Origin of the sequence: Phytobacter sp. V69 (assembly GCF_965644215.1) — a bacterium.
GTDB lineage: Bacteria > Pseudomonadota > Gammaproteobacteria > Enterobacterales > Enterobacteriaceae > Phytobacter.
Window position 1 is genome coordinate 1 of sequence record NZ_CBFFRL010000161.1, and the last position, 11531, is coordinate 11531.

The 11531-nt window shown below is 53.5% G+C and carries 10 protein-coding genes, 2 tRNA genes and 1 pseudogene; 5 read left to right on the top strand and 8 right to left on the bottom strand.

Annotated elements, in window-relative coordinates; all coding sequences use genetic code 11:
* Positions 1-87 precede the first annotated feature (87 nt).
* Together ACSZPU_RS19085 and csgG are read left to right on the top strand one after the other, a co-directional pair.
* Positions 88-168: pseudogene (locus ACSZPU_RS19085) on the top strand (curli assembly protein CsgF); the annotation flags it as partial.
* Positions 169-194: 26 nt separating this feature from the next.
* Positions 195-1031 (top strand): curli production assembly/transport protein CsgG, encoded by an 837-nt coding sequence (csgG, locus tag ACSZPU_RS19090; protein WP_499002000.1) that lies wholly within the window; start codon positions 195-197, stop codon positions 1029-1031.
* A gap of 36 nt (positions 1032-1067) precedes the next feature.
* Here csgG and ACSZPU_RS19095 read toward each other — a convergent pair whose 3' ends face one another.
* The 4 genes from ACSZPU_RS19095 to ghrA all read right to left on the bottom strand — a co-directional run bounded on the left by ACSZPU_RS19095 (position 1068) and on the right by ghrA (position 3986).
* Positions 1068-1550, bottom strand: coding sequence for a DUF1097 domain-containing protein (locus ACSZPU_RS19095; protein ID WP_499002003.1), 483 nt, complete (start codon positions 1548-1550; stop codon positions 1068-1070).
* A gap of 102 nt (positions 1551-1652) precedes the next feature.
* The gene (locus tag ACSZPU_RS19100) at positions 1653-2207 is read right to left on the bottom strand and encodes a TorD/DmsD family molecular chaperone (protein WP_499002006.1); all 555 of its coding nucleotides are present in this window, start codon (positions 2205-2207) and stop codon (positions 1653-1655) included.
* Between the two features lie 20 nt (positions 2208-2227).
* Complete coding sequence (locus ACSZPU_RS19105) at positions 2228-2962, bottom strand: phosphatase (protein WP_499002008.1); 735 nt, start codon at positions 2960-2962, stop codon at positions 2228-2230.
* An 85-nt stretch (positions 2963-3047) separates the two neighbouring features.
* Complete coding sequence (gene ghrA / locus ACSZPU_RS19110; RefSeq protein ID WP_499002010.1) at positions 3048-3986, bottom strand: glyoxylate/hydroxypyruvate reductase GhrA; 939 nt, start codon at positions 3984-3986, stop codon at positions 3048-3050.
* A 271-nt stretch (positions 3987-4257) separates the two neighbouring features.
* On the opposite strand from ghrA, the gene ACSZPU_RS19115 reads away from it, so the two are divergent.
* Both ACSZPU_RS19115 and ACSZPU_RS19120 read left to right on the top strand, forming a co-directional pair.
* Positions 4258-4345: transfer RNA gene (locus ACSZPU_RS19115), tRNA-Ser, on the top strand.
* 559 nt (positions 4346-4904) lie between these two features.
* Positions 4905-4992, top strand: a tRNA-Ser gene (locus ACSZPU_RS19120).
* A gap of 336 nt (positions 4993-5328) precedes the next feature.
* On the opposite strand, the gene phoH is transcribed toward ACSZPU_RS19120, so the two are convergent.
* The 4 genes from phoH to efeU all read right to left on the bottom strand — a co-directional run bounded on the left by phoH (position 5329) and on the right by efeU (position 9959).
* Positions 5329-6117, bottom strand: a complete 789-nt coding sequence (gene phoH, locus ACSZPU_RS19125; RefSeq protein WP_499002012.1) for a phosphate starvation-inducible protein PhoH — start codon at positions 6115-6117, stop codon at positions 5329-5331.
* A 536-nt stretch (positions 6118-6653) separates the two neighbouring features.
* A complete protein-coding gene (gene efeB / locus ACSZPU_RS19130; protein ID WP_499002015.1) occupies positions 6654-7940 on the bottom strand; it encodes an iron uptake transporter deferrochelatase/peroxidase subunit in 1287 nt (428 codons plus the stop codon).
* Between the two features lie 5 nt (positions 7941-7945).
* Positions 7946-9073: an iron uptake system protein EfeO gene (efeO, locus tag ACSZPU_RS19135; protein WP_499002018.1), complete on the bottom strand. Its 1128-nt coding sequence runs from the start codon at positions 9071-9073 to the stop codon at positions 7946-7948.
* A 52-nt stretch (positions 9074-9125) separates the two neighbouring features.
* Entirely contained in the window at positions 9126-9959 is an 834-nt protein-coding gene (gene efeU / locus ACSZPU_RS19140; protein WP_499002021.1) for an iron uptake transporter permease EfeU, read from the bottom strand.
* A gap of 277 nt (positions 9960-10236) precedes the next feature.
* Here efeU and ACSZPU_RS19145 point away from each other — a divergent pair, with 277 nt between their 5' ends.
* Complete coding sequence (locus tag ACSZPU_RS19145; RefSeq protein WP_499002023.1) at positions 10237-11421, top strand: NupC/NupG family nucleoside CNT transporter; 1185 nt, start codon at positions 10237-10239, stop codon at positions 11419-11421.
* Positions 11422-11531: the final 110 nt, after the last annotated feature.

The window sequence follows — 11531 nt, forward strand, 5'->3', positions numbered from 1 at the left end:
GATTCAGGCAACCGTCTGTGGTGTTTGCAGAGCTAAGATTGGCGGCTTAGCGTTGCACTTCGGAGTTGAATCCGCCTCGCACCTTCCCTAAATGTCACTGACAGAAAGACAGGGAAAGTATCGACTATTCAGGTTTCTGGTTTACAAAGCGGTTCAACCGATTTTTAAAGTATCGCCATTACAGGACATTAATCATGCAGCGCTTATTAATACTTCTGGCCGTGTGCTTATTAAGCGGATGCTTAACCGCGCCGCCAAAACAGGCCGCCAAACCTACGTTATTACCCCGGGCACAAAGCTATAGTGATTTAACGCACCTGCCACTGCCTTCCGTTAAAATATATGTGTCAGTGTACAATATTCAGGATGAAACCGGGCAGTTTAAACCCTACCCGGCCAGTAACTTCTCAACCGCCGTTCCGCAGAGCGCCACCTCCATGCTGGTAACGGCGCTGAAAGATTCGCGCTGGTTTGTTCCGCTGGAACGCCAGGGACTGCAGAATCTATTGAATGAACGCAAAATCATTCGTGCGGCACAGGAAAACGGCACGGTTGCTATCAATAACCGCTTCCCTCTCCAGTCATTGACCGCGGCAAACGTCATGATTGAAGGCTCCATTATCGGTTATGAAAGCAATGTTAAATCGGGAGGCATAGGTGCGCGTTATTTCGGCATTGGTGCTGATACGCAATATCAGCTCGACCAAATCGCCGTGAACCTGCGCGTCGTCAACGTCAGTACCGGCGAAGTGCTCTCATCGGTGAATACCAGCAAAACGATTTTGTCTTATGAAGTCCAGGCTGGGGTATTCCGCTTTATTGATTATCAGCGTCTGCTGGAAGGCGAAGTGGGCTTCACCGCCAATGAACCGGTCATGCTTTGCCTGATGTCGGCCATAGAGACAGGGGTGATTCTGCTGATTAATGACGGAATCGATCGTGGGCTGTGGGATCTGCAGAACAAGGCAGAGGGAAAAAACGAAGTGCTGGTCAAGTATCGCGAAATGGCGTCGATGCCTCCGGAATCCTGATGGCAAAGACAGAAAAAAGCGTGGCGGATTAACCCGTCACGCTTTTTTTTGTTCTTTCGTCATCTCACCGGCGTTACGCGCCGCAAGCCACAGACCACTGTTTTTCATGGCATAGCCGAACAGCAACCCGACCAACAGCGAAGGCACAATCATACGCCAGTCGCCCTGCCCCGCGAAGGTAGCACACGCACCGATAAAGGTACCCGGAACGAAAGAGAGCAGCAGATTTTTCGCCTGGGCGCACATCAGAAACGCCACCAACCCGGTCATGACATACCCAACAATTTCGAGATGCGGAGCCAGCGCGCTACCGTGAATAATCACCTGCGCCCAGGCTACCCCGCTCATTAACGTGCAGGCAGAAATCAACAGGCCTTTAGCGCCACCTTGCGGACAGGCAAAGTAGGCGGTACAGCCCAGAAATCCGGCCCAGCCGATCAGACCGAGAGAGACGGCAACCCAACCCCAGAGACCGGAGAGAATGCCTGTTGTTAATGCGATGGAGAGAAGTATGTTCATGGCGCGCATCTTAACAGATACGCGTCTGATTTATGTGATTTGATGCTCAATAATTGCAATAACAGATTTGTTGTTGCATTTTAAATGTGACTCAAATCACACTTATTCCTCTTCGGCTTCCTGCAACTCATCCCACATGGCGGAGAGTGCATCACGCGTCAGCGCCGCCATAGTCCGCCAGAACGGTGTTGTAGCATGGGCTTCCACTTTTCCGAGGAACGTGCCACACCACGGCAACAGATATTCTGCAAACAGGGTTTCCAGCGCTTCACTCTCATCTTGCGCCGACTGGTCTTCCAGCCAGGATGCCGCCAGCAGCAAGGTGCCAAAATGGTCCGCCGGGGCATCTGTCAGTGGCATGCCGCGAGAAGAGAGAAACGCCCGCACTTCGGCCTCGGTTGCCCCATCGACCCAGGCGCTGCGATAAGGGGAAACGCGGCTTTCATTGCCGACAAACAGCGCATTGAAATCAGCGGCCAGTGCCTGTGCATCACAGTTCTTTTGAAGGCGTTCCAGCATTTCATCCTGCTCCAGCGGCCAGTTTTGCGCCAGCTTACCTTCACGGATGAGGGTGTAGAGCGGCACGAGTAAGGGATCCTGCGGCTGACGGTAAAACAGTGAACCCAGTACGCGGCAAAGGATGGAAAATTCGTTCATGCAATGATTCCAGTGGCTAATTAAAAGTCGGCAAATTCAGTAATCGGGGCCATTCCGCGCGCTTCGAGGAAACTCAGCATACGGCGCGGTGTGACATTCAGAATGCGATCTTCCGGGAAGTCGACCTCATCCAGGATTTTGCGGCACTCGGCAAATTCGCCCAGCGTAAAGGCGGTATGCGAATCGGACCCCAACGCGACCCACCCTCCCGCATCGCGAACGGCGGCGGCAACGGCACGGCAATTTGCTTCGCTGCCTTTACGTGAATGAAGGAAAGAGGAGTTGTTGATTTCCAGTGCCACATTGTATTTCGCGGCGGCGGCAATTGCCGGAATGTCGACCGGGTATTTAGGGTTACCCGGATGGCTGATGATGTGCGCAACGCCGTTGGCCATCGTCGCAATCATCGCCTGAGTGTTGGTGTCTTTATCATGCGGAGCAAACACCGGTTCGTGAAAGCCCGCAATAATCAGATCCAGTGAGGTCAGCATTGGGCCGCTGCAATCAATCTCACCTTCAATATTTTTGATGTTGGCTTCAATGCCGCGCAGAATGCCCACATCGTCCACGACCCGTGGCCAGATACGCATGTTGACGAAGTGCCAGTAGTGCGGCGCATCCTCCATGTCCGGGCCATGATCGGTGATGGCAAAAAGCTTAATCCCTTTTCGCTTTGCTTCGGTAATGTAGTCTTGCAGGGTACTGTAAGCGTGGGTGCTGGCGACGGTATGCATATGCAGGTCAACGGGATACATGAAACTCTCCTGTAGTTGTTTCTGCAAGGATAGCAGTTATCGCCGCCATTTTTAACGAAAAACCCGGTCTGACACGGAAGCTTCATTAATAGCCGCGTATCCGGTCGACCCGCCCCTGCGCCGTTTCACCCCGCTCCAGTTTCCCAATCGTGCCAGCAATAAAGGCAACGGCTTCATCGGCCCGGGTGGTGGCAGCAATATGCGGGGTCATGGCAACCCGGGGATGCGCCCACAGCGGATGGTCGGCAGGCAGTGGCTCGCGACTGAACACATCCAGCATCGCCCCTTTCAGCTTGCCGCTATTGAGCGCCTGCAGGAGATCGTCTTCGACAACATGCACACCGCGTGCGAGATTCATAATATAGCTGTTATCCGCCAGCTGATTTATCACCGCCTGGTTAATGAGCCCCACCGTTTCCGGGGTATTGGGCAGCAGATTTATCAATACCCGTGTTCCGCGCAAAAATGTTCCCAGCTCGTCGGTTCCGGCAAAACTGGTCACGCCTGGCAGATCTTTGTGCGAGCGGCTCCAGCAGCGCAGTGGAAAACCCCATGCGTGCAGGCTGGCGGCCACTTTGGCCCCAAGTACGCCCGCACCGAGAATACCGATGGTGAAATCTTCACGGCGATACTCCTCCAGCTCCAGCCATTTCGCCTGCTGTTTCAGCGCCTGGTAGTCGTCAAAACGGCGGAACCAGTGCAGCACCTGGCTGACCGCATATTCCTGCATTTGTAGTCCCATGCCGGTATCTTCGAGACGAAACAGCGGGATATGCTGTGCCAGCATTTCCGGATGCGCATTGAGTTTGCTCAGGATGGAGTCGACCCCGGCCCCCAGCGCGAAGACCCCTTTTAGCTCACGCCCCCGTAGCATCTCGACAGGCGGATGCCAAACCAGCGCATAATCGGCCGGGCCATCATCACCCTCGCGCCACTCGCGTACGTTCGCCCCCGGTATTGCGTCGCGCAATGCCGGCAGCCAGTAGGCAGGATCAAAGGTCGGGTGATAAAAGATAATCTCCATTTCTGCTCCAGATAGACGATGTTATTTCCCGGTAAATATCGGGGTTACCTGTCGTTTTATAAGATAATTTTGTTCACACAACACCATAGCAAATATCTCTGAAAGTATTCAGAAAACTGCATTGCCGAGAAAAAGGCCAATTTCAGAACGTTTAAGAAGCAGGTTGCTTGAAGTTTGTCTAAACGCGCTAATTTATTGAAAAAGAAGATTGACGGAACTCCCGGTTTTTTCTACATTAGCGCCCGTCCCGACAACATCGGGAAGACAATATGGTGAGGTGTCCGAGTGGCTGAAGGAGCACGCCTGGAAAGTGTGTATACGGCAACGTATCGGGGGTTCGAATCCCCCCCTCACCGCCATCATTTCAGATAAGAGCCTGTACGAAAGTACGGGCTTTTTTCTTTTATATCCTCCCGAACCTGGGGGGATGAGAATCCACGACCGGGGTTCGACAACTGGCGCCAGCCAGTTGGACAGATGACGGCCTACGAAGAAGCTGCCCGCACAAAATTGCCGGGAGCAATTTTGAACAACGCTTGCGTTGGCCCCGAAGGGGCGGGGCCCAGGGATGGGCCGAGTAACAGCGAGCGAAGCGAGTCAATCCCCCCTCGAAAGTGCAAACGCCAGCGATGCGCCGCGATTTCCCCTCACCCTACCCTCTCCCCAAAGGGGCGAGGGGATCGGTTCGGTGCAGACCGTTATCGCGTAGCCCGGATAAGCGTCAGCGCATCCGGGGGAAATTGGGCAGTCAACCATGATGCCACAAGGGAAATCTGCGCATTGCCAGCCCACCTTTTCCTGCCGTTGCTCACACCTTAAGCGAACAATCATCAATACCGAAAATATGCTTGACCGTTTTAGCACAACTCCCTATAGTAGCGCCCCGTTGCCCCCCGGTGGGGTGACAGCAAAAAATGTGGTGAGGTGTCCGAGTGGCTGAAGGAGCACGCCTGGAAAGTGTGTATACGGCAACGTATCGGGGGTTCGAATCCCCCCCTCACCGCCATCATTTCAGATAAGAGCCTGTACGAAAGTACGGGCTTTTTTCTTTTATATCCTCCCGAACCTGAGGGGATGAGAATCCCCGACCGGGGTTCGACAACTGGCGCCAGCCAGTTGGACAGATGACGGGCCTGCGAGGAAGCTGCCCGCACAAAATTGCCGGGAGCAATTTTGAACAACGCTTGCGTTGGCCCCGAAGGGGCGAGGCCCAGGGATGGGCCGAGTAACAGCGAGCGAAGCGAGTCAATCCCCCCCGAAAGTGCAAACGCCAGCGCACCCGGGATCCATCTCCACAAAAAAATAAAGCCCGGTTTCCCGGGCCTTATCGCACGCTGAAAGGTTAGTAGTACGCTTTCAGCGTTCTCTGGCAGAGCGCGGAGCGGACGCAATCGTCTGTGGTGAAACGCACCAACGCTACCATGTCATCTTCCTCAAAACGCGACAGCGCATCGCTCAGGCCGGACTGTACCCCACGAGGCAAGTCACACTGAGTAATATCGCCGTTAACGATAACCGTCACGTTTTCCCCGAGGCGCGTTAAAAACATTTTCATTTGCGCAGCGGTCACGTTCTGAGCCTCGTCAAGAATGACAACCGCATTTTCAAAGGTACGTCCGCGCATATAGGCGAACGGCGCGATCTCTACCTTACCAATCTCTGGTCGCAGGCAGTATTGCATGAAGGACGCTCCCAGACGCTTCACCAGCACATCGTAGACGGGCCGGAAATACGGCGCGAACTTCTCCGAGATATCACCAGGTAAGAAGCCGAGATCTTCGTCGGCCTGCAGAACCGGTCGGGTCACAATAATCCTGTCCACATCCTTATGAATCAGGGCTTCCGCCGCTTTCGCCGCGCTGATCCATGTTTTACCGCAGCCGGCTTCCCCGGTCGCGAATATCAGTTGTTTACTCTCGATAGCATTCAGGTACTGCGCCTGAGCTTCATTACGCGCAACAATCGGTGAGTTATCCCGGCTATCCCTTGCCATGCCAATTGCTTCAACGCCACTCATCTGCACAAGCGAGGTGACCGACTCTTCTTCACGCTGTTTGTGACTGCGCGAATCGCGTCTCAGCACACGTTTAGCTTCACGACGAGCTTTGATCACTGCTTTCTGTCTTCCCATGGATAGCACCTTGAGTTGTTGGTTTACATCACACGCACCAAAATCGGCACGATTATGCGCACGAACGTCTGAGGTTTGGCTTCCTTGTAAGCCATGTCTTGCCTTTGAAATTGACATAACAAAGCAGCTGGCATTAGCGCCTGCCATGTCGGTTGAATCGGAAACAGGAATGAAGGAGAGGAATTCAGAGGTGAAGCGTTTACTGCCGGAGTATGCATCCCCGAGTCGGGTGTTGCGCTGATTTTTGGTGTTACGTCCAGTACAGGACTTTACCATCCGCGATCTCCAGGTGACGACATCACCGCAGGGCTTCTATGTAATAATTACATTAAAAATTAGCATAAACGCAACATTATTTTTACGAAAGTCTAACGAGCGTTTACCCTGCGCCATGGAAAAGAGTGTCTATCAACAATATTACAGAAAAATAACAGATACTTTCTCATACGAAAAATTGATAGTTTGATGGCAGAAAAAGTGTGAATGGATGCTACAGATAAGAGATTATCCTGCCCGGCTTCAGGCAGGATTCTTTTTCAGGCTTCGAGCAGCGCTTGCGCCAGATAATGACTTTGGTCTTTAACGCCAGGCAGCACAAAGAAGTAGCCACCTCCGATAGGCTTAATATACTCCTCCAGCGCTTCGCCATTAAGACGCTTTTGCACCGTCAGAAAACCTTGCTCCAGATCGTGTTGATAGCAGACAAACAGCAGCCCCATATCGAGTTGCCCGGAGTTGGTGACGCCCAGCGAATAGCTATAGCCACGGCGCATCATCAGGCTGGACTGCGTTGCAGGCGTGCGCGGGTTGGCCAGGCGAATATGGCTGTCCAGGGCAATCACATCACCGCCCGGGTCGCTGGCATAGTCCGGCACATCGTGCTCATTGTGCATCCCCAGTGGCGCGCCAGACTGCTTATCGCGACCAAAGATGGTCTGCTGCTCCTTGAGCGGCGTACGATCCCAAAACTCAACGTGGAACTGAATGATGCGCACGGCCTGATAGCTGCCGCCAACGGCCCATGCAGGCTCCGCCTGATCGCCCGTCACCCACACCACATTGTCCATCAGCGCGTTATCACTGCTGTCCGGATTCGCCGTGCCGTCTTTAAAGCCCAGCAGATTAACCGGCGTCTCTTTTCCTTTACTGCGCGCGGCGTGGTCGGAAATAAACCCTTCCCGCTTCCAGCGCACGCTCAGCAAATCCGGCGTGTGCTTGATAAGATCGCGCAGCGCATGAATCACCGTGTCCTGAGTATTGGCGCAGATTTGCACCAGCAGATCGCCGTGACTCAGGGAAGAGACCAGCGCGTCATTGGGAAAGCGCTCCATCTTCTGCAGTTTTTTCGGCTTCTGTGCACTCAGGCCAAAACGGTCGTCGAACAGAGAATCGCCTAACGACACGGTGATGGTGAGATTATCCGGTGCGATAAACGGCCCCAGAATGCCGGAATCCATCGGCGGAAGGCGCGGATTGGGGGTTTCCGGTGCCGGGCCCCCTTCGGTCAGGAAAGCAATACGTTGCGTTAACAGGCGAAACAGACGCTGCAAATCCGCGTTGTCCGTCGCCAGCACATCAAAAGCGACCAGCATCATCGACGCCTGCTGCGGCGTCAAAATCCCCGCCTGATGCACACCGTAAAACGGCTGTTTTTCCATGCGTGCATCCGGGGAAAGCGTGCCTGGCGCACTCTGCGGTTTAGCCGCGTGCGCCACCGGACAACCTCCGGCAAGGGCAAGCGCGCCTCCCAGCGCGCCCATACCTTTTAACAGACGACGTCGTGAAGGCTCACTGACGGCGTCATTTTCTTTTTTTTCATTCATGATGCTTAGTCCAGACCCAGCACACCGCGCAGTTGAGCAAGATCTTCCGCCAGTGTCGTAATCGGTCCTTTCAGCGCGTTACGGTCTGCGTCCGTCAGCTTGTCATAGGTTTCATAACCGTCTTTGGTGCGGTACTTCGCCAGAATGGTGTCGACTTTCTTGAAGTTCGCATCCACTTTAGCCAGCAGTGCCGCGTTGTTTTTCTGCAACTGAGGGCGCAGCAGGTCCACAATTTTCTGCGCGCCATCGACGTTAGCCTGGAAATCCCACAGGTCAGTGTGACTATAACGGTCCTCTTCACCGCTGATTTTGGTCGCGGCAACTTCTTCAATCAGACCAGCCGCGCCGCCCACCACTTTTGACGGAGGGAAGGCCAGCTCGCTAATGCGTTTTTGCAGATCCTGCACGTCGGTGTTGAGCTGCTCAGCGTAAGTGTCCATCCCTTTCACAGAATTGTCGCCAAACAGCGCTTTTTCCAGACGGTGGAAACCGGTGAATTTCGGATCGTCCGCTTTCTTCTCATAATCGTCTTCACGGGCATCAATGCTGCCATCAAGATCGGAGAACAGCTCGGCAATTGGCTCGATACGCTCATAGTGCTGACGCGTCGGCGCATACAGCGCTTTGGCTTTCTCGATATCGCCCGCTTTCACCGCGTCAGTAAAGGCTTTGGTGCCTTTTACCAGCTCAGCTGTTTCAGCCGTCACATAGGCTTTGTAGTCGGTGATCGCGGTGCCCAGGCTCAGCAATGCTTCGCTTTTTGCCGCGTCCGCTGTCGCTTTACCTGTCACAATCAGCTTGCCTTTCGGGTTGGTCAGCAGGCCGCAGGTCATGTCATATTCACCCGGTTGCAGGTTGGCGGTCAGTTTCTGGCTAAAGCCCGGCGCAATGTTTTCGCGCTCTTCAACCACCAATACGCCTTTGAGAATTTCCCACTCCAGCGCCTTCTGGCTCTGGTTGACGATCAGGAACTGCGTTTTGCCTGCATTTACCGTCAGATTCATCGGCTCACACTGCTTGTCCGTGACGGTCACTTTTACCTGAGGAACATCCGCTGCATGGGCAGCAAACGCGCAGGAGAGCAGCGTTGCGATCCCTGCCTGTAACGCACTACGACGAAAATGAATAGCCATGACCCTTCCCTTATTAAAGTATGTTGTAACTATAATTAACCCGGTACAGATGTTAGTGTGCAGCCCTGGAAGGCTGCGTACCCGAGCGCGGTGGCATCGCATACAGCACCAGCGCAGGAATCAGATACAGTAACCAGACGCCCACTTCGCTAACGCTCGGCGTTTCCTGATAACCAAAAATACCTTCCAGCAGTGTGCCCGTCAGGGAGTGCGTCGTCAGCACATTACTCAGGTCAAACGCTACATCTTGGAAGTAGTTCCACAGCCCGGCTTCATGGAACGCGCGAATCGCCCCTGCCGCCAGGCCCGCTGCGACCAGCAAAATAAACAGGCTGGTCCATTTGAAAAACGCGCCGAGGTTCAGGCGAATACCGCCCCAGTAGAGCAGGAAGCCCAGCACTACTGCGGTGGCCAGCCCCAGCATCGCGCCAATCGGCGGCCAGATCCCCACATCTTGCTGAAACGCCGCCAGCAGGAAGAAAACCGACTCCAGCCCTTCACGCGCCACGGCGAAGAAGACCATCATAATCAGCGCCCAGCCATGGTTGTTACTGCTGGAAAGTGCGTTATCTACCGCCTGCTCCAGCTGCACTTTGACGTTGCGGGACACCTTACGCATCCAGAAAACCATCCACGTCAGGATCACCACGGCAATCACCGCGACGATACCTTCAAACAGCTCCTGCTCTTTCTGCGGAAACTCGCCGGTGGTTTCGTTAATGATGATGCCCAGCGCCAGGCACAGCGCCGCGGCGAGAAACACGCCAATCCACATCACGCCAATCCAGCGTCCGCGTTGGGTGCGCTTAAGGTAGCTGGCAATCAAACTGACGATCAGCGCCGCTTCGAGGCCTTCACGTAACATAATGAGAAATGGAACAAACATGCGAACGCCTCTGCTGTCATCAATGGTCAATTGCTGAAAAGAAAAGTAAATTTCATTGATAGTGATTATCATTACGACAAAAGGAAACTCAAGCGAAAATTGATCTGAATAATGAATGGATGTAACCAGACCGTAATCAAGGAATGATCGAAACGGGTGTTATGCAGAATCGGCGGTTGCATGGCAAAAAGTTAGCTTACAAATCATTAACTTTTTGTTTACTGAGTATAAGGGCTGTGGCTAAATGAGCGCCCCATTTACCTGCACAATTTCCAATATGATCAACTTCCTGCATTTCCTTCTGGCGCTGGTCGTCATTCTGGCTCTGGCATGGCTCACCAGCTTCGATCGCCGCAAAATTCGCGTGCGTTTCATTCTGCAACTGGTGGTTATTGAGCTGGCGCTGGCGTGGTTCTTTTTACACGCACAAAGCGGACTAACGCTGATTAAATATGTCTCTGGCTTTTTTGAAACACTGCTTAAATTCGCAGGTGAAGGTACCGGCTTTGTCTTTGGCGGGATGAGTGAAAAAGGACTGGCGTTTATTTTCCTTGGCGTGCTGTGCCCTATCGTCTTCATTTCCGCACTGATTGGTATTTTGCAGCACTGGCGAATTCTGCCAATTTTCATTCGTCTTATCGGTACTCTGCTGTCGAAACTCAACGGCATGGGCAAGCTGGAGTCGTTTAACGCGGTCAGTTCGCTGATCCTTGGCCAGTCGGAAAACTTCATTGCTTACAAAGGGATTCTGGCCGACCTCTCCTCTCGTCGCCTGTTCACCATGGCAGCGACGGCCATGTCGACGGTATCGCTGTCGATTGTTGGTGCCTATATGACGATGCTGGATGCCAAATATGTGGTGGCGGCGTTAATCCTGAATATGTTCAGCACCTTTATTATCCTGTCGGTCATTAACCCGACGCGTCCGGAAGGCGAGCCGGAAATTAAGCTGGAAAAACTCCACGAATCGCAAAGTTTCTTTGAGATGCTGGGTGAGTATATTCTGGCCGGTTTCAAAGTGGCGATGATTATTCTGGCGATGCTGATTGGTTTTATCGCCCTGATAAGCGCGATCAATGCGTTATTCTCCGCCCTGTTTGGCATCAGCTTCCAGCAAATCCTCGGCTATGTGTTCTATCCGCTGGCGTGGCTGGTCGGCATTCCGCTGTCAGATGCCCTGCATGCGGGCAGCATTATGGCAACCAAACTGGTGGCTAACGAGTTTGTAGCAATGATCGAATTACAGAAAGTTGCCGCTGAAATGACGCCGCGCGGGCTGGGTATTCTGTCCGTGTTCCTGGTGTCGTTCGCTAACTTTGCCTCTATCGGTATCGTGGCGGGTGCGATCAAAGGGCTTAACGAGCAGCAGGGAAATGTCGTCTCCCGCTTCGGCCTGCGCCTGGTCTACGGTGCAACCCTGGTCAGTCTACTTTCCGCGGCCTTTGCGGGTGTCGTACTGTAAACAGCAACGGCGGGCTAATCCCCCGCTTTGCCACCTAAGGAAGGTGCGATTTAATCGTCAATTATGAGAACATAACCCTTTCTTTGACATAGACTTTTCACGATGCCCGC